General features: G+C 61.1%; 17 protein-coding genes and 1 pseudogene. 5 read left to right on the top strand and 13 right to left on the bottom strand.

What is annotated here, in order from left to right; genetic code table 11:
* Window positions 1–83 precede the first annotated feature (83 nt).
* Window positions 84–2,927, top strand: coding sequence for a Ti-type conjugative transfer relaxase TraA (gene traA / locus BLW71_RS39800; protein ID WP_091810241.1), 2,844 nt, complete (start codon window positions 84–86; stop codon window positions 2,925–2,927).
* Between the two features lie 806 nt (window positions 2,928–3,733).
* On the opposite strand, the gene BLW71_RS39795 is transcribed toward traA, so the two are convergent.
* From BLW71_RS39795 to BLW71_RS39765, 7 genes and pseudogenes are all read right to left on the bottom strand, one after another.
* Window positions 3,734–5,044 carry a chloride channel protein gene (locus BLW71_RS39795; RefSeq protein WP_091810239.1) on the bottom strand — a complete coding sequence of 437 codons (1,311 nt, stop codon included), beginning with the start codon at window positions 5,042–5,044 and terminating at the stop codon, window positions 3,734–3,736.
* Between the two features lie 98 nt (window positions 5,045–5,142).
* Window positions 5,143–6,339 carry an MFS transporter gene (locus BLW71_RS39790; RefSeq protein ID WP_353615916.1) on the bottom strand — a complete coding sequence of 399 codons (1,197 nt, stop codon included), beginning with the start codon at window positions 6,337–6,339 and terminating at the stop codon, window positions 5,143–5,145.
* A 510-nt stretch (window positions 6,340–6,849) separates the two neighbouring features.
* Window positions 6,850–8,023 (bottom strand): annotated as a pseudogene (locus BLW71_RS39785) (IS30 family transposase).
* Window positions 8,024–8,363: 340 nt separating this feature from the next.
* Window positions 8,364–9,032, bottom strand: coding sequence for a hypothetical protein (locus tag BLW71_RS39780; protein WP_091810235.1), 669 nt, complete (start codon window positions 9,030–9,032; stop codon window positions 8,364–8,366).
* 136 nt (window positions 9,033–9,168) lie between these two features.
* On the bottom strand, window positions 9,169–10,383 hold the full coding sequence (locus BLW71_RS39775) for a hypothetical protein (RefSeq protein ID WP_143048471.1): 1,215 nt from the start codon (window positions 10,381–10,383) through the stop codon (window positions 9,169–9,171).
* Window positions 10,384–10,448: 65 nt separating this feature from the next.
* Entirely contained in the window at window positions 10,449–12,032 is a 1,584-nt protein-coding gene (locus BLW71_RS39770) for a CHAT domain-containing protein (protein ID WP_091810231.1), read from the bottom strand.
* A complete protein-coding gene (locus BLW71_RS39765; RefSeq protein WP_091810229.1) occupies window positions 12,025–14,193 on the bottom strand; it encodes a GAF domain-containing protein in 2,169 nt (722 codons plus the stop codon). Before BLW71_RS39765 ends, BLW71_RS39770 begins: the two co-directional genes overlap by 8 nt.
* A gap of 525 nt (window positions 14,194–14,718) precedes the next feature.
* Between BLW71_RS39765 and BLW71_RS39760 the strand changes: the two genes are divergently transcribed.
* The 4 genes from BLW71_RS39760 to BLW71_RS39745 all read left to right on the top strand — a co-directional run bounded on the left by BLW71_RS39760 (window position 14,719) and on the right by BLW71_RS39745 (window position 18,405).
* A complete protein-coding gene (locus BLW71_RS39760) occupies window positions 14,719–15,237 on the top strand; it encodes a hypothetical protein (RefSeq protein ID WP_177205246.1) in 519 nt (172 codons plus the stop codon).
* 206 nt (window positions 15,238–15,443) lie between these two features.
* Window positions 15,444–16,148 carry a glycoside hydrolase family 25 protein gene (locus tag BLW71_RS39755; protein WP_091810227.1) on the top strand — a complete coding sequence of 235 codons (705 nt, stop codon included), beginning with the start codon at window positions 15,444–15,446 and terminating at the stop codon, window positions 16,146–16,148.
* 109 nt (window positions 16,149–16,257) lie between these two features.
* Window positions 16,258–16,710 carry a D-Ala-D-Ala carboxypeptidase family metallohydrolase gene (locus tag BLW71_RS39750; RefSeq protein ID WP_091810225.1) on the top strand — a complete coding sequence of 151 codons (453 nt, stop codon included), beginning with the start codon at window positions 16,258–16,260 and terminating at the stop codon, window positions 16,708–16,710.
* 369 nt (window positions 16,711–17,079) lie between these two features.
* Window positions 17,080–18,405, top strand: coding sequence for a hypothetical protein (locus tag BLW71_RS39745; RefSeq protein WP_143048470.1), 1,326 nt, complete (start codon window positions 17,080–17,082; stop codon window positions 18,403–18,405).
* 465 nt (window positions 18,406–18,870) lie between these two features.
* Here the strand turns inward: BLW71_RS39745 and BLW71_RS41950 are convergent, their stop codons facing one another.
* The 6 genes from BLW71_RS41950 to BLW71_RS39715 form a co-directional block, all read right to left on the bottom strand.
* The gene (locus BLW71_RS41950; protein WP_091810220.1) at window positions 18,871–19,608 is read right to left on the bottom strand and encodes a Crp/Fnr family transcriptional regulator; all 738 of its coding nucleotides are present in this window, start codon (window positions 19,606–19,608) and stop codon (window positions 18,871–18,873) included.
* A gap of 525 nt (window positions 19,609–20,133) precedes the next feature.
* The gene (locus tag BLW71_RS39735; protein ID WP_091810218.1) at window positions 20,134–21,435 is read right to left on the bottom strand and encodes a DUF1173 domain-containing protein; all 1,302 of its coding nucleotides are present in this window, start codon (window positions 21,433–21,435) and stop codon (window positions 20,134–20,136) included.
* 15 nt (window positions 21,436–21,450) lie between these two features.
* Window positions 21,451–21,957 (bottom strand): PH domain-containing protein, encoded by a 507-nt coding sequence (locus BLW71_RS39730; RefSeq protein ID WP_286162288.1) that lies wholly within the window; start codon window positions 21,955–21,957, stop codon window positions 21,451–21,453.
* A 20-nt stretch (window positions 21,958–21,977) separates the two neighbouring features.
* Window positions 21,978–23,633 (bottom strand): type IV secretion system DNA-binding domain-containing protein, encoded by a 1,656-nt coding sequence (locus tag BLW71_RS39725; RefSeq protein ID WP_091810214.1) that lies wholly within the window; start codon window positions 23,631–23,633, stop codon window positions 21,978–21,980.
* Window positions 23,634–23,635: 2 nt separating this feature from the next.
* Window positions 23,636–25,111 (bottom strand): hypothetical protein, encoded by a 1,476-nt coding sequence (locus BLW71_RS39720; RefSeq protein WP_091810212.1) that lies wholly within the window; start codon window positions 25,109–25,111, stop codon window positions 23,636–23,638.
* A gap of 11 nt (window positions 25,112–25,122) precedes the next feature.
* On the bottom strand, window positions 25,123–25,722 hold the full coding sequence (locus BLW71_RS39715; RefSeq protein WP_091810210.1) for a phospholipase D family nuclease: 600 nt from the start codon (window positions 25,720–25,722) through the stop codon (window positions 25,123–25,125).
* Window positions 25,723–25,924: the final 202 nt, after the last annotated feature.

The raw sequence follows: 25,924 nt of genomic DNA, 5'->3' as shown, positions 1-25,924 counted from the left end.
CGACCCGGCAGTATCTGGCGAGCAAAGCGAGTCAGGGCGCGCTTCCGCGTTTCTATGCTAGCATAGAAACAGCTTATGATAAGATGAAAGCCCGACCGCCAATGCCAACGTACCATCTGAGCGTGAAAGCAGGCCGGAAGGCTGCCGCAGGGGAACACGCCAAGTACATTGCGCGGGAGGATCACTACGCCTACATTTCTCGCGGTGGAAAGTACGAGGAACGCGGCGACCTGAAGATGACCGAGAGCGGCAACATGCCAGCGTGGGCCGCACACGACGCGAGCATTTTCTGGCAGGCAGCGGACACCTACGAGCGTGCAAACGGGCGGCCGTACACGGAGATCGAGGTTTCGATTCCGCGCGAACTGGACGATGAACAGCGCGTCGCGCTCGTGCGCGAGTTCGTTGAACACACGCTCGGCCAGCGGCACGCGTACACCTGGGCGATCCACAATCCGGCCGCAAGTGACGGGCTGGAACAGCCGCACGCGCACATCATGTTCACCGAACGGGTGAACGACGGCATCGCACGCGATCCAGGGCAATATTTCAGGCGCAGGAATGCGCAGGAACCGGAAAAAGGCGGTGCCGGAAAAGACCGCTATCTGAGCAGCCGGCAGTTCGTCCGTGATGTGCGGGAAGAATGGGCCGTCACGGCCAATCACTTCATGGCACGGGCCGGCATCGAGGCTCGCATCGACCATCGCAGCTACCGGACGCTGGGTATCGACCTGGAGCCGTCCGTGAAAGTGGGCGTCGCGCGCTACGCGGGCGAGCGTGGCGTGATGGCCGGATTGCTCGAAGAGAATCGCCAGCGCGCGTACCGCAATGGGCAGCGGCTGCTCATCAATCCGGCGATCGGTGTCGCCGCGCTGACGATCAATCAATCCACCTTCTCACGTCGCGACGTCGAGCAGTTCGTCTTTCGCAATACCGACGGTGCCGAACAGTTCCGGCAGGTGTACGCGCGGCTGATGAATTCGAAGGAACTTCTCGCGCTGAAGGATTCCGGTCGCAATGGCGAATGGTTCACGTCGGCGGATCTGCGTGCGATTGAGGTGCGCCTGGTCGATCGTGCTCGCTCAATGGGTCGCGCCGGCGACGCTGCAACTGGAGACGCCGCGGTGCGCGAAATGCTACGCGCAACCCGGAAGTTCAATGCGGGACAGGATGCGGCTTTTGTCGCGCTCGCGGGCGGCGGCCAGCTGGTGGTCGTGAATGGTGCTGCGGGTACCGGCAAAAGCTATGTGCTCGCCGCAGCACGCGAAGCGCTCGAGGCGGACGGACTGCGCGTGATGGGCGCGGCCCTGCAGGGCAAGACGGCCGACGACATGCAGCGCGACGCCGGCATCGCGAGCCGGACGCTGCACAGTCTGCTTTCGGGCATCGAGCGCGGTGCGGAAACCCTGGACGCGAAAACGGTTCTGGTAATCGACGAGGCCGGAATGGTTGGATCGCGGCAGATGGAAAAACTGCTCGACCATGCGCAGGTGGCCGGGGCGCGCGTACGCCTGGTGGGCGATGCGTGGCAGCTGCATGCGGTCGCCGCTGGCGATGCTTTCCGCGCCGTGTCGCGTGAGGCGGCGGCCTCAAACCGGCTCGAAAGCCTGACCGAGATCAGGCGGCAGGACGAGGCCTGGCAGCGCGACGCAACGTCGGCGCTGGCCCGGCACGATGTACCAACCGCCGTGTCCGCGTATGCGGAGCGCGGTGGCGTACAACTGTATTCGACCGTCGCCAACGCGCGCGAACGGCTGATTGCGCAGTGGCAGGATGATCGCCGGGCCAGTCCCGGCAAGACCCAGCTGCTACTGACTCACACCAACGAAGAGCGCTGCGCGCTGAATGCGCGCGTGCGCGAATTGCGGCGGGCTGCCGGCGAACTGGGCGCCGAACAGACCGTGCGGACCGAGAACCGACACATCGCGATCGCCGCCGGCGAGCGGATCATGTTCCTGCAGAACGAATACGTGATGCAGGTCAAGAACGGGACGCTGGGCACGGTCGAACAGATCGAAATGCCTGACAGGAAAGCGCCCGGCGCCGTCCTGCACGTGCGGCTCGATGATGGCCGACAGCTCGCGGTCGATACGGCGCAGTACGGCCACTTCGATCACGGCTACGCGCTCACGGTCCACAAGAGCCAGGGTGTGACAGTCGATCGCGCATATGTGCTGGCGACGAAGAGCATGCATGCCGAGCTAGCCTACGTCGCGATGACCCGGCACAGGGAAAATCTGATTATGGCGGCCGGCCGGGACGAGTTCGCGGACGGCGCAGCGCTGATGCGCAGCCTGTCGCGTGCCGACGAAAAATCGTTCAGCGCGCAACATGAGCTGCAGCCGGAGCGTGATCGCCGGCCGGAACTGGGCTACCGGCACACGCTGAACCGGCGCCGTGTCGACTTCTCGAATGCACCCCGGCCGCAACGGGCCGAAAAGACCCTCGATCGTACAGTCGAGCAGTATGCCGATGCCCTCTCCGCTGCGGCGGCCGCAAACCGGGCAGGCAAGCCGGTGCCCGCAAAGGACCGCGCGGCCCTCAGGCGGGCGGGCGTCGGACTGGACCGGCTCGATCCGGCGATGCGTCGCGAGATCCGGTATGTAGTTGAGCGGGATGACCGCGCCTGGCGCGCGCTCGTTGAACTCAGCGGCGCCGAGCGGGCGGCAGCGCTTGTCAACGAAGTAGCGCAGGCCCGGGCGCAACGCGCCGGCATCGACGCGGCAGCTGCCGGACACCCGCAATCGCCGACGCCAGCCACCGCATCCCGGCGTTTCGCCGACCTGACGCCAGAAGAACGTCAGGAACGGCGCAACGAGTTCAAGGCTCAACTGCGCGAAGCGGCTGGCCAGGCGGTCGGGCGAGATAAGCCACCGCATGAGCGCACGGCATCGCGCGGACGTGGCGGGCCAGAAATCGGTGATTAATCTGGTTGTCTGGATAATCGGCCAACGTTGAATGAACCAATTGATCTGAACCCAGCCCCATGTTTGGGCGATGCCCCTTCGCCGCCTCGGAATGACGTTGTTTTATAGCCCGCACTTAATCAGGTGCGGGCTTTTTTATTGCTGTCTTCGGCGTAGAAATATCCAATACCGCTTGATATTTCGGCGATGCCGGATTATTTCCTGTTCTGCAGACTGTCTGAAGCCCTGGTGAGCAATAACGTTTGCAGGGCAATCAGGCGAGCACGCGACCGCGTTGATTACGGGTGTGCTGCGGACACGCGCGTAAATCTTTTATCGCGCACCTTGGGGATTCCGCGGCCTCAGGCCGGCTCAGCCCTAGATCCCGCCCCGTAGAAGTCTTGTCGAACGGTTTCGGTTCCGTCCGTCCTCTCTGCGGGCTGGATCGAAGCGTGCGTAGCGCGCGCAGGCCGACGTGGAGCGTCCGGGGGGAGGACCGTAGGTCTAGAGGTATTCGAATTCAGCGGTTGACGTTCGCCATACATGCTGCATTGCGAAAATCAAGCGTCCTGGGCATCCGCGGGACATCCGGCTCTTGCCGACCCTCTGCGGCCATCGGAACCAATGCCCTCACATCGGCCGCTTACCGGATACCATCGGTCATCAGCGCACAAAGTTCGCAAGCCAGCACCTTGTCCACTTGATCGTAAACTGGACGGATCTAGGCATCGCTCGCGCTGAGCAGACTCGCGGGCCTTGAATTCGAAAATCTTAGAGATGGGTTCCTCTCCGCTTCTCGCGCTAAGGGGTGCAACCGACGATTCCGCTTATGGTTCGCGCAGATAGCGCTCCGAGAGTGCCTCGTAAAGCGGCGGCGCAAAGATCCGCGAGACGCGGCTCGAGATCAGCGCGGTGGCCATCAACGAGATGACGAGCGCATGCCCGTTGATCATTTCGATGACGATCACGAATGCCGTGATTGGACTCTGCGTGACCGCCGCGAGGTAGCCGACCATGCCCAGCGCGATCAGCATCGAAAGCTGCATCTGCGAAAACACCATATGCAGCGTATTGCCGATACCCGCACCGATCGCGAGCGACGGCGCGAACAGCCCGCCAGGTGCCCCAGGCAAGTACGAACCCACCATCGAAACGATCTTCAGCAGCGGATACGCAGCGCTTACATGCGCGCTACCCTCCAGCATGCTGCGCGCCTCGGCATATCCGCTGCCGAACGTGTGCCCGTGCGCGAGCACGCCGACGACCGCGATGATCAGACCGCATAGCGCACCGAAGAGCACGGGCCGCCGCCCGCGAAGCTCGAGCAATGCCGTGGGCATCCAGCGCCTCGTATTCAGCAGGAGCCAGCAGAAGCAGCCCCCCAGTACACCGGCGATTACGCCGATCAGCACGACGGCGAGGCTGAGCCAATTGGGCAGTCCCGAGCCAATCTCGATCGTGCCGAAGTAAACATAGTTTCCCTGAATACCCAGCGAAACGATGCCGGCAAAAATGATGGCGGTGATCAGGACGCCGCTCGTGCGCTGCTCGAAGCTGCGCGTGAGCTCCTCGATCGCGAACACCACCCCCGCGAGCGGCGCATTGAATGCAGCCGACAGTCCTGCGGCTGCGCCCGCAAGCGCGAGCCTTCGTTCGAGCACGCCGGGCCGGATTGTGCGAAAGCGTTGCGGGTAGAAGTGCCTCAGGCTGAACATCAGGGCCGCGCCGACGTGAATGGTCGGCCCTTCACGTCCAATCGTAAAGCCACCGAGAATGGCAAGAAACGAAACGAAGATCTTGCCGACGAGGATGCGCAGCGTGAGCAGCCGCGGACCCAGTGTGTCAGGTCCATGCAGCATGGCGATCACCTGCGGAATGCCGCTGCCTTCCGCGCCATCGAAGAAACGCCGCGTGAGCCACACCGTCACGGCGCCTAAGACGGGTGCTGCGACGAGCGGTAACCAGAAGTGCTCAGCCGCAAGGCGCAGAAACAGCGCGTAGCCGAAATCGATCAGCTTCGCGTAGAGCACCGCGACAAGGCCGACCGCGATCGCGCCCAGCCAGAACACACCGTAATGGAGCCACAGCCGATGGGCACGCTGCAGCGTTCGTCGGTCGATCAGCGGAACGATGCGCACGATCTGTATCCTCTTCTTTGTCGATTCGCGTTATTCGGAGTTGAGGCAACATTTGCGATTCGTGCCGCGTTGGGCAGTTTACGTCGAGCACCGGAAAGCTAGACCTTGCGCGGTGGCGCCTTCATATTGGCCGCGATTATAAGCCACCACAAGACGAGGCCTGAGCAGGCGTAAAACACGGTGCTCGCGCCGTCGTGCTTGAGGAGCCAGCCGCCCATCATGCCGCCGAGCGCTAGTCCGATCGACTGCGTGGTGTTGTAGACGCCCGTGGCCGCGCCCTTGCGGTTGCCCGGCGCGAGCTTCGAAACGAGCGAAGGCTGCGACGCTTCCAGAATGTTGAAGCCGAGGAAGTACACGAAGAGGACAGCTGACACGATCACGAGTGTATGCGCGAGCGAGCCGAGCAACAGCTGGCCGATCAGGATAAAACCGATCGCAGAAACGATCACGGCCTTCATCTTGCCCCGTTTCTCCGCCGCGATGATGGCGGGAACCATCATGACGAATGCGAGACCCATGACCGGCAGGTAGATCTTCCAGTGCGACGCGACCGGCAGACCAGCATCGACGAGCAGTCGCGGCACGACGAGAAAGAGCGCCGTGTGCGTGGCGTGCAGCGCGAGCACACCGAAGTTCAGGCGCAGCAGCTCGACGTTGTGGAGCACCTCGGCGAACGGCGCGCGCACGTGCACGGGCCGCGGCGCGTCGGGCACCACCCAGATCACCACGCCCACCGCGAGGATCGAGAACACGCCGACCAGGGTGAAGAGGCCGCTCATGCCGACCCAGTGGAACACAATCGGCGCGCCCACGATGGCCACGGCGAAGGACATGCCGATCGAGCCGCCCACCATCGCCATCGCTTTGGTGCGGTGCTCCTCGGCGGTCAGGTCGGCGATGAACGCGAGCACGGCCGACGACACCGCGCCCATGCCCTGTATGACCCGTCCGACGATAATCCACACCATGTCGTGTGCGCCCGCGGCGACGAAGCTGCCGATCGCGAAGATCACGAGGCCGGTCGCGATGACGGGCTTGCGGCCGACCTGGTCGGAGACCCAGCCGTAAAAGATGTAGAGGAGCGACTGCGTCACGCCGTAGGCGCCGAGCGCGATGCCGACCAGCAGCAGGTTGTCGCCGCCAGGAATGGTTTTCGCATAGACCGAAAACACCGGCATGATCATGAAGAGACCTAGCATGCGCAGCGCGAAGATTGCGGCGAGCGACACGGTCGCGCGCAATTCGGGCGCGCTCATGCGTGAAGGGGCAGCCGAGGTGTCTGAGGGCGCGTTCATGGAGTGCAATCGAAAAAAAACCCAGCGTGAGCGCTGGGTCAGAGGAAGCTGCCGCCGGGACCACTGGTCGCAACTGGACGTTCAGTCCGGCAAGCTGAGGACACTGCGGAGTCACCCGATCTCGCTCTGCGCCCGCTCAAAGCACATTGCAATAAAGATCACGGCATGACACTTCCCGCAATCTATACCGAGATTCTTAAAGGTAACTTAATTCGCTGCGTCCGTACGGCTGGCCTGATCGTCGCCAGATATCCCCTCTGCTGAGCACTCCCGTTCACTCATAGTGGGTATGTCGCCACTGCCTCGGTGGGTGCATGGCGAGCCGCATCGGGGTGGTTCGCATCCTGGGAGCGATACGCGTGGCGGTCCGCTAACGGCGCTAAAGGCGCCGTTAGGACGGCCGGTTAGACCCGTCGGCGTATGACGGTTGATGGCCGCGTGCTGCCTCATGCACAGGGCATACGCACCTGAAGCGCACAAATCGGTGATCGGCAGCACGCGACGGCGGATTCAACCGGTGGATGCAATAGTTTGCTGGAATCGTTCGGCGGGTGTCTCGTAGCCCAACGTCTTTCTTGGACGCTCGTTCAATCGCCTGGCCACAGCGTTGAGTTTGACCTGCGAATACACGGACAGATCGGTGCCTTTAGGAAAGTACTGTCTTAACAGCCCGTTCGTGTTTTCATTTGATCCGCGCTGCCATGGATGCTGGGGATCGCAGAAGTAGACCTGTATGTCGGTAGCCACGGTAAAGCGTTTGTGTGCGGCCATCTCTGTTCCCCGATCCCATGTCAGCGACTTGTAGAGCTCCTGCGGCAGTTTTGAAGCGTGTTTGATGAGTGCATTGGCGACCGTTTCGCTATCCTTGCTCGCTATCCTTGCTCGCTATCCTGACCAGCATAACGTAACGCGTCTGGCGCTCGACGAGCGTCGCGATCTGGCTGCTGCCGCTACCGCACAGCAGATGACCTTCCCAGTGGCCCGGTACTGCACGATCTTCAACGCTCGCGGGGCGTTCACTGATCGATACGGTGTCCTTTATCCTGCCATGATCGTCGGTCTTTTGCGTGTGATGTCGGGAACGCCGCATGGCTCGGGTACGCCGCAGGTGCTCCAGCAACTCCTTCTTCAGGGCACCTCGGGCCTGTATGAAGAGACTGCGATAGATGGTCTCGTGAGACACGTTGTAGTCCTCGTCGTCTGGATACGCCCGCCTGAGCCATCCGGCAATCTGCTGCGGTGACCACTGCAACTGGAGCTTGCCGGCGACGATGTGCGCCAGCTTCCGGTACCGAACCAGTTTACAGACTTTGGGGCGCTGCGCGCGATCCCATGCGAGTTCATCGGCGTGGCTTGCCCGATAGCCGGTCGGTCCGCTGTTACGTTTGATCTCCCGACAGATAGTGGAAGGCGCACGCGAAAGTCGCTTCGCAATGGACTGGATCGAATCATCAGCCACGAGCCCTCGCGAGATCTCTTCGCGCTCCTCCAGCGTCAACGCCAACCTCGATCGGTGCCTTTGTGGTGGCTGGATACCGCCTGTTTCAGCAAGAATCCCTTGAACTGACGAGTGGTTCCGATCAAAAAGCTGGGCAATTTTCTGCAACGACTCGCCCTTGCGCCAACGCTCCCACATCAGCGCCTTCTGCGTCTCGCTGTAATAAATCCGGCGTCGCTGTTTCATTTGCAACACTCCTGCTGCTTACGCAGTCTTCAGTGTGTTGCATCCACCGGTTGAATGCGCCACCCAATGCTGCCGTTCGACCCAAGCCTTCCCCGACGACGGCTTTGAAGGACCAACGGTCATTCGGGCCAGCACAAAGGCTGGCCGGACGGCATCGCTTCACGCTTACCGTATTTCTCACTGTGCCTTGCGGGTTCGCGGTTCAATCCAGTGCCTATTTCACTGGCTTTAAGCGTGCCGAAAAACCTTTCTATCGCCGCATTCCGAGACTGTTTTCGCGTGCAGATCGGGAGGCCCGTATATATGATCGGCAGGACATCTTGATACTGGGAAGCTTTGACTAATCGCGCTTCAAAAAAAATTGCGGCGAGACGTATACGAAAGTGACAGCACGAACAGTCGCAGGCGGACCGGTTGCAGCCGCAGCTTTGTCCTTCATTCCGGCATAGCTAGCCGGGTCCAAGGGTATCTGGAATTCCAATGTGTGAATGCCAGGGTGCTGAACATCAACAAGATATTGAAGCTCAGTCTTGTTGGCTGGCGCAAGTAATAAGTTCTTTATCTTATTCTCTGCGCCGAGGACGTCAAAGAAACGCGGCCCGGTTTGAAATGGCACGTTGTTCGAACCGGAGTTTATTCGCGATACGCGGAGACTATTTTTTTCTAAGTCTATTATTGTCGGAAGATTTCCGGCGTTTGCAATGCTGACTTTCGCCTGAATGAAGAGCTGACGCTTCGGTTCTAACGTGTTCGAAAAGTAGTCGTCGACAGTAGCATCGAGGAGTGACGCCTCTATTGCGACCTGAAGCACGGGACGTACCGCCTGTCTTTGCTCGAAATCAAGTTTTTGCAGTTGAGCTTGCAGTTGCGCCAGTTGCGCTTGGTTCAGCGACCAAAATGTATAGATCGTCCATGCACCGCCGACCACTACAGCGATGGAGAGGATGATGCTCTGAAAGCCGGCCGCGAGTTTTGAGAAGCGCTCGGCATCTCCAGGCAGTTTCGCCATCTCTCATCTCGTGTCAGTTAATCGGGTAGGTCATGCCCACCCGTCAATACAAACAAAGCGGCCCGTGAAGACGTCGGTGTGCTAACGCCTCGTTCCGCAAGGAATCCGACGGCACACAACTCGAAGGGGCACGCAACTAGACAGCACGTAGCAATACGTCAGCCAGGGCGCTATTCGCGGTGTCGTCAAGCGCTCCCAGTGCCGCGCGAGCGTCAGCCGCCAACATGACGGGCGGCTTTTCCCTGAACTCGCGTGGTGTCGTGGGTGTCGCGTCAAGCAAGTTCAGTGCCGTCGAAACATTCCTGTGCAACTCCTCATTCTTCTCTGTCTTCCTGCCGAGCGCGCTCGTCACTGCGGAAACCAATGGATCGTTGGCCCCTCGGGTAAGCTCCTGAATCTTCCCGGCCAGCGTGACCTCCTCGGTGTATCGCTGCAGATATGCGGTCATTGCCGCCGCCCGATCAGCGTCGATCAGGGCAGGAGTTCCACGGACGGCGGCGAGCAGCTTGCGCATGGGCGCCTTCGATGCTCCGGACTCTCCGCTATCGAGCGCTTTCAACACGTCCTGCCATTCGCTTGCGAACAGATCAGGCGCGATGCCGGTCGCCTCTTCGAGGACGCTCGCGTAGCGTTCGATCGCCACGAGACAATAGTCGAAGTCGACGACCATCGCATCGCCCCGGCACAGCTTCCCGCCGCGTACGCAGATGCTTTCGTCACTCAACGTCCCGGCCTTGGTATTAGCCACCACGAGATAGCCACTGCCCGTGCCGGGCAATGCACGGCCGTTCTCTGCCTGCGCCAGTGCCTGCAACGAAGTGGCCCCGACCAGAGAGCCGAAGCCTGCGTAGACTGCTTTCGCGACATCCGTAGCCGGGCTCACCGCCGCCAATGGAACGATCGCGCCGGCGCTTCTCGACAGGTCGCCGACGACGTCGAGCAGCGTACGCACGATGTCGCTGCCCGGCACGCTGTAAAGCCCCACAAACAGCGAAAGATCGCCCACGCCGACGGGAGTGGGCGGAACCATGCGGAGGTTACGCAGTTCGATCCAGCCCGTGGACGTGCCGGCGTCACCCAGTTCGCCCGCCTTCTTCAACTTGTCGATGATCTCGCGGGGACCGACGGAGAATGGGATCATCCGCTCCTGGCCGCGCTGCGTGAACTCCGCGAGACTCACGAATAGCGGGAGCCGTTCCGTGCCGAACTTTCGCCCTTCGACGACATGCAGGCCTGCGAGGCTCACGCCGAAGTAGCATCCGCCGGACTGGAACTTCTTGCCGTCCACGAGATCCGGAAACGGGTCGTCCATTACCCGTTCGGGCGGCAGCATCGTCGCGTCCTTGCGCATGACCTCGGCGCGTCGAACCGTGCCCACCATTGTCCAAAACCGTTCGAACATTTCTTTGCCCCCGTTTAGATATCGGCGTGCGCCCAGGCATCCTGTTGCACGACCAACATGGCGGAAAGGAACGCCGGGTTGTCGGGCGTCAGTACGTGCAGCGCATCGAGGTAGGCCTTGCCGATCGGTGCCCCGCTGGCGAGCTTCTCATGCAGGCGCCCGCAAAACGCCCTTGCATCCTTCGACTTGACTTCCCAGCGAAACCCGACCGTCGCCGGCACGCCTTCCTGCGCGACCCTGAACAGGCTTTGCGACGACGCGCCTTCGCAAGAGGAAAGGACGAGCAAATTGACCCGACCGCGGCGCAGGATCTGTGCAAAGCGTTCCATCGACAGGCCCGTCAGTTCCAAAGGTTCCTGTCCTGGCAAAACCAGGAAGACGTCGTCGTCATCCGCGCGGACGCTGTGTCCGCAAAAGTGCACGATGTCCCAGGGCCCGTCGCCGACGGCTGCCTCGAGCCTGGCTATGCTGTCCTCGCCTGTTTTCAGGACGCATTGCGCCGGCTCTTCCAGATCGCGCGCGAGCCGCGCCGTGCTGATGTCCGAGCGCTCCGCGTCGAGGTCCGGCAACCGCCGGAAGCTCTGCGCTTCCTGCCTTCGGAACGTATGCCGTCCCACGCTCAGCGTGCCGCGCCCCGGATTGGACACGATCACGAGGGTACGTCCAGTCAATGCCTTCTTCGCCGCTAGCACCGACGTTGCGTCATCCTCTGCTACCGTGGCCTGGGACGGCCGTAGGAGGATGCGTCGCGCGAGCGGCGACATGTCGCGCACGAACTTGCGCCTCACACAGTCGCGCAGCGCTTCGAACGGCACGTCCGGAAACTCGACACTGTCGGTGACGATGCGAAAGTGCATGTTGTCCATGCTCTTTACGCACTGCAGGCAGGTGTCGATGGCCGTACGCTGCGGCTCGCTCAGAAGGAACTGATGAAGCTGCTCGCCCACACTGAGCAATCGGTGCGGCCAGCCGTCATTCACGCGCGCCTCGCCTTCGGGATCGTCGTACTTGTAGAGTTCCCAGCGTGGCCCGAACTCTTGCTGCTCGGCCCTGAGGAAGCTCAGCATGTCGGATGCAACGGGCTCGTCCGCCAGCACAGCGCCGTTTGCCAGCATTACGCGCACGCGGATGGACTCCACGTGGATGAAGATGTCGACCTGTGCCCAGGGCTGAGGGTCCGGAATGACCTTGCGCATCTTACGCAGAGCCTCGCGAATCCCGTCGATCGATTCGTTGCCGAACACTTCCACGTCGTCCACGCCCGCGGCGTAGCGTTGCAGCAGATCGAGCCGCACCGGGGCCGCGAACAGAATGGGCAGCGAGCGTCGCTTCGCGCGCAAGGCGATCGCTAGTTCGCATGCCCCAAAACCCAGTGCGGCAAGCTCGTGCGTCGTCGACGTGCCGGCATGGAAGCCGTAAATGATCGCGGCCGATGGCGGGCTGTCCGCTTTCGTTTCGAGTGCTGCGAAGACTTCGGTAGCGTCCCGGCACAGGGTCAGGCGCGGCGCCGCCTCCCCGTCCTTCGTCGCTTCGAGCAGTAGTTGGATCGCCGTGAGCCATTCCGGGTCAGACGCGGCGACGAGCAAGTGATCAGGCATTGCTCGTTCCTTTTTCACGCATCCTGTACTTCGCTACCGAAGGTACAGGCAGGGTGAAGGCGATAGTCAGTGTATCGGCGCGCTGGCTCGCCTTCAGCGTGCCGCCGTTGCACTCTATCATCCTGCGCACCGCAGATAGCGCGTGAACCGTCGCTTGCTGTGCGTCGGTCCTCGCGCGCGTCAATCGGTCCGCGTCCGCAGGAAGAACAGCGATGCCTGCAGCCCCGCGAATGCTCGTCGAGAGTTTCACCGAAACGTGGCGGCGGCCGCCGTCGACTTCAACCGACACCTTGCTGGAAGGTAGGCGAATGGCAAGCATATAGCCGAGCGTGGAATGGATCACAAAGCGCACGCGATCCGGATCTGCGTAGGCTGCGGGAACGCTGTCAGTCTGCGTGACGGCAATCGAATTGCTGTCGTAGAGCGGAAGATCGGCTACGAAGCGGTCAATCGCCGCTTTAACATCGACGGCGACCGGATTGCCCACTGGCGTGCGCTCAACCTCGAGGCCGTCAACGAGTCGTTCGTAAGTGATGTCTGTCTTGCAAAGGCTTGCCCGGGCTTTCGATAGCAGATTCTGCAGGTCAGGATTGTCTTCAGCCAGGCCGCGGGCCTTCGCGACCAGCGCATTGGCAAGCAGAAGTGGGCCCCGGGTTTGCTGAGCAACGCCTTGAACCGTCGTGCGCATGTACTCCAGCGCGGTCACCCAGTCCCAGCCCTTCGGGTCGGTCAGCCGCCATATCCGCCGATTGAACGCGTCCTCCGCTTCGCGCGACGACGCGACGACATGCCGTTCGAGCCCGTCCGCGCCGCGCAATCGAAGGGGCTTTTCCGCGACGTGTCCCGACGCAAGAATGGCCTTTGCCTCCTCATCAGCGCCGAACCTGCTGAGATCCTCGCCCCGGACAGACCCGGTCGACATACCGCGGACGCCGGCGGGTATGGGCGATATACGGGACTCCTTGTCCGGCAGGACGCCGAGAAGTTGGTTTGCCAGCGAGTTCAGACGCGTAATGCGATTCGCCCTGTCGACTACTATCACCCCCTGCTCGACATTTTCGATAAGGGCTTTGTTGAGGCGCATCTCGAACCATAGTGCGACGGTCTTCTGCGCTTCCTTGATCAGTTCGGCCAGCACGGCCACATCCGGGTGCTGGAAGGCGCCCTCTTCGCTGGACTCGAAATCAAGGATCCATTCGACCGAACGGTCCACCAGGATGGGGTAGCAAAGACACGAGTGGGCGTCAGGCGCGAGCTGAATATATCCATGTTTGTCGCGCCCTTGCGTGTTCTCGACGCGAACCGGCATGCCGGTCTTGTAGACGCGGCCGAGTACGCCTGCGCCAATAGGCTGGGTATAGTCTTCGCGCACAAGAAGTTTCTTGTCCGTTGCATTGTATTGTTGCACCAACTCGAACCGTTCCCGCGCGTGCGCCAAGCGAAAGATAGCCGCATAGTCCCACCGGAAGTGCTCGCAGAGACGCTTCACCGCACTCTGTGCGATCTCCAGGGGTCCTGCGCGCTGTGCGAAAAGATCGCGAATCTCCTGATGGAAAAGCGCGGCCTGCGCCTGGTAGGCGGCACGCACGAGCCTTAGCGTATCGGACACCAGGAGCTTGTCCAATGTGCGCTGGTCTTCGGATGTGAAGGGCTCTCCGCGTTTGCGCGCCAATGTAAGGCTGACCACCGTCCCCCCGTTTTCCTTAAGCACCGCAACGACGAAGCTGCGCGCACCCCTGTTAAGGTATTCGCGAGTGACGGGATTGTTGCGCAACGTCCGAAACGATGGGTTTTCTCTGAAGAATGCGTTGATGTCGGGGACAGCCAGCTCGGTTCCATCGATCCACTCCATCATGGTGGACGGAACCTTGAGCCAGCGCGCCGGCCAGTTGAAGCGCTTGCCGTCATCGACGGCGTAGCGGCCTAGCACCAGCACCGGCTTGCTAGTCTGTGTGACCGTCGGCTCAATCGCGTATTCCGAGAACGTCGCGATGTCGAACGGGACGGGGGCCCGCAGGATCTCCAATATCCTGTCGAGCATCGTTTCAGGCGATTGACCGGGGTCGCACGCGCGACGAAGTTCCAGCGCGCCTATCGCGAACTTCAGATCGTCAGCTTGGGTCACGTTGTCCCCCGACTGCCTGCCAATATCGACGCTCATGCTCGCACGCTACTCGTGGCTCGGCAAGGGCCGGCTTAAGTGGTCATTAGGCAGTTGCGAATATAGGTCATGCGTCAAGCGCGGGAGCTGCAATTGGTGCCAAAGTGTGTGCTAAGCCACATACCAGTCGGATCAATGAGAGGGCATTGCACAAGGAGCACTAATATGCGCCGCTGCTTCGCAATCTGATCTAATTGGGATCACTAGTCATCGCACGTTCACTCGATTCGGACCAGAACGATAGTGTTTGGCGTGTGACGGCCTTTGACGCACCGTCTGAGCCGCAGCACTAACTAGTCGTTCCGCGAGAGCCGCATTTGTCTGTACGCCAGCCGACGCAGCACGCCATCCGATTGTTAGGGAATACCTGACAGCAATTAGCGATTTCTTCGACTACTTTTTGAAAGCACCAGCGCAAAAAAACGAGAAGATTACGCGTTTCCCAAAGACGGCCGCACGAGGTCCAGCGTGACTGGATTTTTGTGCACGCCTCTTCCTGGAACACTCGTCGTGTATCGATCCCCTGTGAATGCGCGCGTCCACCTTTCTCGTCGACTCGAGGGCAGATCATGTTTGGGGCAGCAAGCCGGAGCCTATTACATATCGGAAGACGGCTGGTCGCTTTTCGCAACGCATCTGCGCGCGCGGTTCGTGCCGCTGGATTCCATGCGAGCGGCCAGCAAGAACAACCGCGATATGCCGATTATCACGCATACCTACGATTATCCGATGCCGCGCGACGTCGGCGCGGGGCTGCGTTTCGGACCATGGCTATATCCCTTGCTGCTGATGTATGAGGTGCCACGTGCAGACTGGGAGGTGCTCGCGAAGGTGTTGATCGACCGCCTCTTTGTTCTGGTGCGCAACATGCCATTGCAAAACTTCCATGTCGTGAAGACGCTCGGTTCGCTGCGACCCGCCGACGCCGACCCCAAGGTGAAAAGCGTTGACTGGCTGAACGAGATACATCCGACATCCGCGGGATACCGGCAGATCGCGTCCAGGTTTTGCGCCGAGGTCGCGAGGCAGAGGATGCTGCCGTGAACGAGTCACGCCACCGGAACGAGCTAGAGTTCCGATTTACCGCCGATCACGCTGACGCGGGGTTCGAAGATCCCGCATCGCGTCGTGCCGGTATAGGCAATGGTGATGCGTGAAAGCGATGCTTGCAATGCAATTGCCATGCGGTATGTGCAGGGCGCGTACTGTGCAGCAGTTCGATTAATGAAAGATGAGCCTGAGGAGCTGATATGCCGATTTCCGTTGATGGAACCATAGACGTGATCGTCGACCTTAATCACGACAATGATTTCGACGCCGACAAGGCGAAAAAGGCCGGGATCGCTGCAATCATTCATAAAGCCAGCGAAGGTGCCACGTTCAAGGATCCAATGTACAAAGAGCGCAAGGACGCGGCGCTAAAGGCGGGCTTGCTTTGGGGCGCGTATCACTTTTCCAGCGCGCGGTCGGTCGCTTCCCAAGTTGACAATTTCCTGGGCGCGGTGGAGTGGGACGCCGCGGGCGTTGACAACAACAGAACCCTGCTGTGCCTGGACTTCGAGCCGAGCACCAGCGGGCCTGACATGTCGCTCGATCAGGCACATGAGTTCGTGACCCTGGTTAGGAAGAGGACCGGGCGATGGCCAATGATCTACGGCGGGAACATGCTGCGCGATGCGATTCAACCGCATGGCGCGGATCCGATCCTGAAGAACTGTCCCTTGTGGTATGCCCGCTACCGGGACCGGCCCATAGGCATTCCCGAGGAGACCTGGCCGCAATTTGTGTTATGGCAGTACACGGACGGAAACGCCGGCCCCCTGCCGCACGACGTGAACGGCCTGGGGCACACAGACCGGAACTGCTTTGCCGGTTCGACGGAAGAATTCATGAGATCGTGGCCGTTTCCTGACTATTTCAAGAGCGCACCCGCCTCGAATGAGCGTGGCGGATAGGGGATGTGCGCCGCTGCCGCGAAGGACCCTGCCCGCGGGCCTCGACAAAGGTCGGGTTCGTCGCGCGGTGGCCCCTTTTTTCCACGCTTCCGGTCCAAGGAGACTTGAGATGACGCAACTGACTGAACACTTTGGGCTTGTCGAACTTACCCCAAGCCAGACCGCGACGCGGCGGGGCATCGATAACACGCCTTCTGCAACGGCAATTCAAAACCTTACGCGGGTGGCGCAGTTGCTGGAAGGCGTGCGCGCTCTTCTTGGCAACCGCGCGATATCGGTCTCATCGGGTTTTAGATCGCCTGGTGTGAATGCTGCCGTGGGCGGCGCGCCCAATAGCCGGCATCTCCTGGGGCTGGCCGCCGACTTCACTTGTCCTTCCTTTGGCACTCCGCAAGACATATGCCTCAAGATCAAAGACTCCAAGCTGACGTTCGATCAACTGATTTTCGAGGGAACCTGGGTGCATCTCGGACTCTCCCCGGCCGGAGAGCAGCCGAGAAGACAGGTCCTGACTGCGCACTTCAATGGTGGGACCGTCACCTACAGCGCGTCCTTAGCGTGAACGATCGACCTGGCGGGCTTTGGTCAGGGAGGTTGGAACGCTCCTGCAATCGCGCACGTTCTCGCTATATGACTCGCCAAAAGCTACGCGCAATGTGCTATGTCGGCACTACCTGGCGACGATGCGCGATGTGCCCCGCTTACTCACCGACTGGACGGGATGCACATGAACCGCAATCTTCGGCTAGCTTCATGCAGCACCTGCATTGCGTTGGGACTGTTGCTTTTCGCGAGCGCGTCGATGGGTCAAGACGCGAGTGAGCCCAGCGAAGCATCAGCGCCTGCGAATACGACGCCAGGGTTGCCTGCATCGAAGACACCCACCCCAAAAGATACGCCCGCTGGTACGCGTTTGATCAATCAGGGTCCCGTGACGATCAGAGACGTGTATGTTTTGGAAGGGTCGGCAGCGGCCGCACTCGATTGCGCTTCGTCCGCTCAGCCCGCTGCAGGGGCTTCCGCGGCGACCGAGACGCAGCCGGGCGCGAGTCAGCCCGACACATTCGGCATGGGTGCGGGAGCCAAGCCCGCAAACGGCGCGAGAGCCAGCCAGGCGAATGCCAGGACCGTGGCATTCGGCGGCACGCAGGTGCTCAGGGGCTCGGGTGATGTCGATCTGGTCATTGACGAATCTGACTTCAAGCGGGTCTATGTCGAATCGAACCGGCTGGGAACGCTGCCTCACCTTTATATCAACGGAATCAGCCTGCGTGAGGACGGCAAACTTATCGCGCAACTGACCTGCGGCAATGACGTGCATTTGCGTTTTCACGTTCTCCCCGGCCCGGGCAGCAAGGAGCTTTGGGCCGCGCTCTACCGATCGTCCGGGCTGACGGACGAAGTGCCGCTCAACGCCGGCATTGCATGGGACGACGCCGGCCCCGTCAGTGAGCAGGAGAAACCTGCGCTCAACCGAAAAATCTCTGTCACGAGCGCAGGCTCGGTGATCGCGGCCACAGGAGTTGTGCTGTTCCTAGTGATCGTCAGTGCAATCGTGTTCTTAAAGACGGATACGTTCCGGGACGCGCCTTCTCCTTGGTGGGTTACTGAAGTCCGGAGACAGCGCGCGCTCAGGTCGAAAGCGCGCATGAGTACATCGGATGTGGACTGGCTGAAGCAGGTGTACCCGAGGTTCGATGCTGCGAGAAAAGCGGATTACCAGGACGCGTCCGCGCGCGCCCGCGCCGAGCAGCTGCCGGCCACCGAGCCGGAGCAATGGGATGCGCTATTCGGGCTAATGCTCGACGGCCGGAAACCGCCGCCGTTGCGCGCAACGTTCAGTCTCGCACGCACGCAACTCGGCCTCTGGTTTCTTTTCGCGGTCGCAGCAGGGGTATTCCTCTGGATCGTGTACGGCCAGCTTCAGAAAATCGACGGCTCGCTGCTCATACTGCTCGGGCTTAGTGTGGGCACCGCCGGCGTGTCGCTCGCGATCGATAAGAGTGCGACCGAGGACGACAAGCGACCGTTCACGTTGTCGAAGGATGTGCTCACCGATCTGGTAATTGGAGGGGAAAAGGACAAGCAGCAGGTCTATCGTTACCAAGCCGTCGTGGTGAATCTGCTCTTGCTCTCCGTCGGCATCGCCAACGTGGTCCAGAGCCTGGCTTATCCGCTCTTCGATTCATCTTGGCTGGCTTTTCTCGGCATTAGCGGAGCGGCGCTTGCGCTTGGCAAGCAAGTGAACGAGACATAAGCGTTGCGGCTTTTGCCCCTTTGACTTATCGGTGATCGACCTTCGGACGATCCGTTACCGGCTGCAGATCCGACGTTCGAATGTCCGCAGGAAAGCGCACGCCAACGACCGTAACTGGCCGTTGTGCGCCCTCGGATCAACGATTGCTCCGCGCGGCGACTGCTGCGCCGCACAAGCTGAAACCAACCACCTAAAATCCGACCCCCCTTTTCACCGGCCGGTAGTGAAAAGAGACCGTGATTAAGAACCGACAGTTCAATCGCGGCTTTCCCGACACTTATTTGATTGGGCATTGCATCGACTGTGGATAACTCTGCGGGTGGGTTGCGAAATTGCCTTTCAGGCGGTGCGGTGCGTACGCGAATCCGCCGGAAATAGTCCAGGAGGCGCACGGCGGCCGCTGACCAGCGAAATCCGGACGAGCCGGTGCCTCGCGCGGCGGGTGATGCTGATCGTGCGAGAGGGCTAGCTGCGCGGAGGCGCGAGCTGCTGTCGCGCGAGCCTGAAACAGGTTTCGTGGTCCAAGGAAGGATCGGCCTGTTTAATCTGGCCGGCGCGGATCTGGATCTGCCGCTCGAACTCGGCTTCAGCATCGACGGCCATGCCCCCGGACCCTCCGGTCGGCCGGGGCCGCGAGCGGTCGGCACCTTCCGCCACACAGTTTTTCAAGCCTGCCAACCAGAGCTGGCCACGGGCGTGCTCGCGCTCGTCACGTGTATCGCGCCGGCGCTGTTTGACGTCGGCGGCCGCCCGCATCTGCTGACGCAGTGCCGCCTTGCTACGCTCGTGCCGCAGCCATTTCGCGAGGCCAAACGCGCCGAATAGCGTCGGCGGCAAATACCTGATCGCGGCCAGTCCTCTGTAGTTACCATCATTGATGCGCTCACAGCGCGGCCGCACCGAGGTCAACCCGGCCTTCTGCAGGTCGTGCATTGCACGCTCCGCGCGCCGCTGATCAAGTCCAGCCTGCTCGGCCAGGAACGGCAGCGTCAGGTTCTGCATGCCACCGTCCGACGACGGAATACCCACGCGCATGGTCAACAGATCGAGGTATTTGAGGCTCGCGCGCAGCAACTGCATGCACGCGACGCTGCGTTCAGTGCGTTGCTGACGCGTCGAACCGTTCGCTCGGTTCAGGCTCGGCAACCACTCGTCGGGCGCATCGAGATAGCGCCCGAGGCGGTGCATCAGTTCGGTCAGCACGCGCGGGTGTCCGCCCGCCCCGGTTCGGGGCGGGTTCGGCAACCCTGGCGGGAGTGCCGCAACGCGACGCGCGTGCGATCGGCCGGACATGCCGGAACTGGTGCGGGCTTAACGTGGCATCAGGAACACCGAGGGAAGAAACGGCTTTCGCCTGCATCGCCCCTTCAGGCAGGGCGGCGCAGATATTGCGAATGGAACGGGGATCGGCCGTCCGGCCCAGTTGGCTAGTCGTCGATTCATGCAGTCACTCATTTTTTTACGATCGGACGCCCACGGGCGACGCTTGACACAGAGTGAAGAGTTGCTAGAATCGAAACGCTCTGAATTCGATGTCTCTAGCACTTCTCCCTGTGCTGGCGGTCGTCAAGAACTACCCTCGCTGCCAGGCGGGGGTTTTTCTTTTGTAGGTTCGGTTTTGTCGTGTGCTACGCAGTCCTGCTGAACAGAAATAGAAATCTTCCGACCGAAGCGGCCCGTGACTTTTGTTTGCAACAAAAACGGTGAGCCGGCTCAGTAACCCACGCCTCACCATGCAGACTCCTGCGCCGCTGATGATGCGGATGCAACCGCCGCAGCTGCATTGACTTCGTCCAACGTATTGCCGGCGCGCGTCGATGGTTTTGCCGCACGGGCCAACGTCGGCGCTGGCAGCTCTGGCATCTCCTCACCCGCACGCCAGATCCACGACGGCATGTCGCTTTCCTCGATCAAGCTCGACAGCGCATCCTCGTCTTCCTGCTCAACACCCGGCGGCTGCACATACAGCGCAACCGGCTTCGGCAATACGTCGGCCAGCACCGCGCACGCGAGCGGCTTGTTCTCGGCCAGGTTGTATCGAAGGCCCTTTACGAAGCGGCGCTTGTGCGCCGTGAGCGCATCGAGCATCAGCTTGTCGTAAGCATGCTCGAATGGAATCCATTTGGAAGACACGACCATGACGGCCAGCGTCTCGATCGAGGCGATCCCGGTCGGGTTCAGGCCGAAGGTTGCAATGAACACTAGATGCGACTCCTCGATGCTGTCCCACAGTGCCAGTTCGTTCACAAAGCGCTTCTGGAGCCGCCGATGCAGATCCTCACTCAGCATGAACGGAAAGTCTGGAAGGTGTTTTGCGACGATCTTGAAGCCATAGCGCGACTCCGCAATCTCCTTCACCTCTCCGATCGCAATCATCAATTTGCGGGCTTTCTTGCTGGTAGCCAGCTCGGCCATGTGCGCGATGCGACGCTGCGTAATGCCTGCCGCGTGTTCCAACGAGAACGACTCGGGCACATACAGTGACCGCCCCAGCGGCTCCCCTTTTGACACCTTGCCGGCTGCGGCCTGCAGAAGGAATTTGCGCACGACGTACCAGCTGCGCTTGCCCTCCATCGCCGGATACCAGCGATTCAGACCAGCTTCTTCCCACAGATAGTGCAAGGTGCCGCGCAGCGTCAGTTTTGCGCCGTCTGTACGCACCGTATCGGCCGCGGCGCCTGATGGAGCTGGAGCTGCCCTACCCCCGGTTTTCGAGAGGCTGAAATCGAGCTTGAGTGTGGTGATGCCATCCTCGATGTTCTCCTGTATTGCCTCACCTTTCACCTCGCCCAGCCCGGACAGTTCCGCTGGCGGCTCGTATGACACGCAGTCCGGCGCATGTGCGCCTCCCGTGTTCGGCATGCGCTTGATCACATGGTGTTCGCCGACTTTTGCGACATACATCGGGACGCCAACCGGCGTACACATGCACAGTGGCCGAATCTTCTCGCCATGCGCATCGGCCAGGTACGTCTGCAGGTCATCGGCATTAGCCGCGACGATTACATCGTCAAATCGATATTCATGCATGATGCCCTCCACGTGTCAGACCCGCCCCATATTCACTTCCCGAATACCCTTGTCGTCGCGCAGCGCGATCGCAGCGCGGTTAAGCGCGTTACGCATCTGTTCCGCGTTGACCATGCCCGGCAGACACCAGCGCGGGTTGTTCGAATCGCTAGTCAGGATGACGACCGTCCCCACGTTAAACACGCGCTGCCACCACGGATGAAGCGAGATCACATCCTGAATGCGGAACAGCTCGAGGCTCGAAACCTTCCGGCTCATAATTCCCTGTCGGCAGGTAATCCGCTCAATGTCGATCACGATTTCCGTGAGCGCCGTTTCGACGAATACAAGTGCGAGCCGCGCCAGGCAGAGCAGAAAAGGGGCGATAACTACGGCGGGAGATACCGGCCACCTCGTGACTACCCATGAAAAGAAGACGCCCAGCGTACCGAGCGCGGCGCTGGTGGCAAACAGGTCAGGCAGGTTGATAACCTGCGACGGCGTGCCGTGAAAAATCACGGTGGGCTGGGCAGATGCCGGCATGAGGTTGGTCGTGCGCCCGGTCATAATTTAATGGCGCCGATAATGATTGCGGCTGTGCCGCCATCCTCCGGCGCAGGCGCTGGATTGACCGGCGCGGAGACCGCGACCGACAGCTGGGCTTCGCGCAGCGGCGCCTCGATGTAGGCAGGCACGCGCACCGGATAGTCGCGCGCACCGAACCTGATTTTCGCGAGCGGCCAGTCCTTGCCGTATTTCAGATAACCGTTCAGGTCGGGCAGATTCGAGAGTTGCGACGACGTGACGACGAGCTCCGGATCGCGCTTGCGCTCGCGTGTGTTGATACGCCACTGGCCCTGCACGCCGATCGGGTGGCGCTCTACTTCGTGCCAGCCGATCATCTCCGCAACATTTTTGGTTGTCAGTGCGTTGGCCCCTCCCAACGCAAGCAGACTGCGAAAACACGAGAGCGTCGCTTTCGCAGGTAGATCTCCCAGTTGCTGATGCAACTGAATCAGATCCTGCAGGTCCCCCACGACACACAGGCCATGCTTGCGGCCCTTCGATACTGCAGCCTCGAAACTGTAGAGGCGACCAAGGGATGCCAGCTCGTTTTTGAACACCCACAGCCGCCGATCGAACGTCGGCGCCTCACTCAGAATCATCGCGTAGATCAGGTCGAGCCAGACGGGGATCGTCGGGCCCAGAGCCGTGCGCTGGTCCTCACGCCACGTAATCCAGATGTTCCCTCCGTTTTCGTCGCCCATCCAGCGCCGGATCGAGAAATCGCCATCAGGAATGCGACGCAGCGGCCGGATGTACTTGTTCAGCGTAAAGATGATGCTGGCCGTCGCCCTATCCGCGTCCTTCGCGAAGAAACCGACCGAATCCGTATCCTCAAGGTACTTTTGCAACACTGGGCGCTGCTCGCGCACCAGCAGATCAGTGAGCGTCACCATGTCGCGCATGTCGTCGCTGGCGAGCTTGTTCATCGTGTCCGCGAGCAGCGCGCGTGCATAGCCCGCCCACTCTTCGGCCTGATCGCCGTTCTGCGGTGGAATCGCCGAATGTGCGAGCCGTTCGAAGTCGAAACCGTGATCGACCTCGTTGAACAGCGACCAGCCGACGCACCGGGCGTCGTACGGGTTGATCACGATGTCGCCAGGCAAATAGAAGCGCGCCATAAGCGACCCATTAGGATCGACCACCACCATGCGGTCATCGCGGCGCAGTGCCGATGCGATCAATCCATTTATCGCCTGACTCTTGCCGGAGCCTGGCGCGCCCACGACTATCAGGTTCTGCGTTTCGAGATCCGTCGGCATCTCGACGCCACAAACGGCGACTGGCACGCGCGGCGCATCGCCGTGTTTCACGGCCTGCTTGCGGTACTGATTGTTATGGCGCGCGACGCGGCTGCTCAGCTGGTGCCGGTTTTCCATCTTCGTGCCACGGATAAACCTGGCATACCGGTAGCCTTCGAAGCCATTGAACAGGTATTCGTGGCATGCCCATGCAGCACCCGCTGCAAGCGCCGCACCCGGAACCGCGCCCCAGAAAAGCAAGGGATCATGCACGGCCGCCATGAAACCGTGAACGATCCCCGCAGGAAACGGCAGCGGCGGATACCCTGCCAAAGTGAAGGACACGCAAAGGCCAAGAACGAGCGCGAGCACCGAGCCCGCCCACTGCATCATCACGATTTCGTGCTTTTGCATGATTAGCCGATCCCGTGCCCTTCACGTTGCTTTCCCGGCCTGACGGCCTCCTTGGCCCGCTCCGAGACCGCCTGCTTGCCATCGCGCGTAAAGCCGGCCGACTCGCGCAGGTTCCCGAAGAACTCGGCGCGACGCTCAAGCTTTTCATGCGCATTCAGCTCCGCAAATTTCTTACGTGGTCCCGCCTCCACGCGCACGACGCTGGCACCTTCCACCTGCTGTGTTTTGCCCGCATCAGCCGACTTGCTGGCATCTGGAGCGCCCCGGTCGGCGGCATCCTTCGTTTTGTTCCGACCAAGTTTCTTGAAACCCGCAACCCCGTCGACGGACTTCTTTGCCTCCGGTGTCTGGCCGCTGTTCTCAACTGGCGCAGCTGACGGCGTTCGCTTGCCGGCCCCCATTTCGATGACATTCGACTTTTGCGCCGCCGGCTGTTCCGCGGCCTTCTCTGCTACCTTCTCGACCGGCGCCGCGCTCTTCCCACTGCCGCGCGAGAAGAACGCATTGCGCGCAGCTTCGATCGCGGCCTTGTCAGGTGTCCCCGCTGCAGGCGCCCTGCCCGCGTTGGCTTCCCTCATTTCGCGCAGCATTTCAAGTGTGGCTTTGGCCTGTTCCGTACTGACCCCCGAGGTCTTCGCGACCGTATCGACCGTTTCTGCAAATTTAGCGGGATCTTTCAGGGTCTCCAGCGACGTATCAATACTGACGCTCTCTTTCGTGCCCGCTGCCGCAACCTTGCCTGCCGCTACCTCTCCCGTGCGGTCTGCAGCCTTCTGCGCGGCCTGCTCCGCGACGGGCTGCGCCGCGGTCTTCTCCGGCCCCTCGATCGCACGGCGCACCTGCGCCCGTAATGCCTGCTCCTGTGCATCAAGCTTGATCTCGGCAAGCTCCAGCTCGCGATTGCGGGCTTCCAGCGATTTCGCCCAGCCATCGAGCGTCTTGGGGTAGGTGTGCGTGGCGCCCTTGTCGTCGACGCCCGCCTGCGCTTTCGCGAACATGTCGGCAACTTCCTGCCGGCTCCACTCACGCTGCACATTCAGATCCTTGTTCGCGTGCAGGATCTCGGCGGTCTTCCTCGCGTCGATCAACGCCAGCTTGTTCAGACCCGACAGAAGCGACGCCCGATCGGTGATCTGCTCAGCCCGCTGTGCCTGCTCGACTTCTTTTTCTGCTAACGCCTGCTCGAGCGCGCCGCGCATCGCGGCCGTGTCGATCGGCTCACCGTCTTTCAGGCCGAAGCGTGTCTTCAGCGCCTTGGCATCGGTCGCGAGTTGCTTGTCTTCACGACGCTGCTGGTCCTCGCGCTCGACTGCCTGCGCGACTGCGTGAGGCTCCCTTTTAAGCCAGTCCTGCCGGTATGCGAGATTCTTCTGGCGGGCATCGAGACTCGCGCGACGCTGCGCGAGCGCCTGTTCCTGCTCCGCAAGCTGTTGCTGACGCTCCTTGTCGCTAAATCGCAATACGGTGTCTTCAAACATAAAAACCTCCGTCAGTTCGACGCCTGCCCGGACCAGGGGCGCCCTTGGTTAAACCGGCTTTGCCAGTGCTGCTGATACGCCTGCGCGACTACCGGCACATGCCACATCACCACAGCGTTTTCGCTGTTGTACCTGGCCGCCGACGTCGTGTAATTGAAGCTGCCCGTCTCGACCGATTCACCGTCGATCACCATGAATTTGTCGTGATGGATCGGATACACGTCGATCGTCCGTACACCGACGCCCGCACCCGACAGAAGATCGAGCGCGATGCGGCCTTTGCCGCTGCGATCCTCGACCAGGTTGCTCTTCCGATCGGCAACCACCGCCACGTCAACGCCGCGCCGATGCGCGTCGATCAGCGCCTGCACGATCGCCGGCGACGTAAAGCTGTACGCCGACAGGTGCACTGAATGCCGGGCCGTACAGATGGTTTTGAGAACCAGCCGCTCCGCAGAACCTTCCGGCGAAAAACCCGTGTCGATTGCGGGACCGTCAGGAGCTACGCACGCAGCGTGGGCACTGCTCGCATAGGTCAGGAGTGGAAGGGCAAGAACCCCTATGGCCGACGTGACGGCTGCAGATATGAGAGAACGATAGAGTCTGCTCATCCTCGCCCTCACCGGCCCTGACCCAATAACTCGACGTGCTTCGCGACGGCGACGTCAACACTAGAAAAATTTCCTTGCGTCTCGCCACCGTGCCAGAGAATGTGTCTAGGCTTACCCTGAATAATGCAGCTGGCAATTCGCCATCCGGTCGGATGAACCAGTTCATACGGACCAACCCGTGTCCAGCCGTGCGCTGCCGCGT

It is taken from the genome of Burkholderia sp. WP9 (assembly GCF_900104795.1).
Lineage (GTDB): Bacteria > Pseudomonadota > Gammaproteobacteria > Burkholderiales > Burkholderiaceae > Paraburkholderia.
The sequence above is the reverse complement of the archived record's forward strand: the minus strand, read 5'-3'. Positions and strand labels throughout refer to the sequence as shown.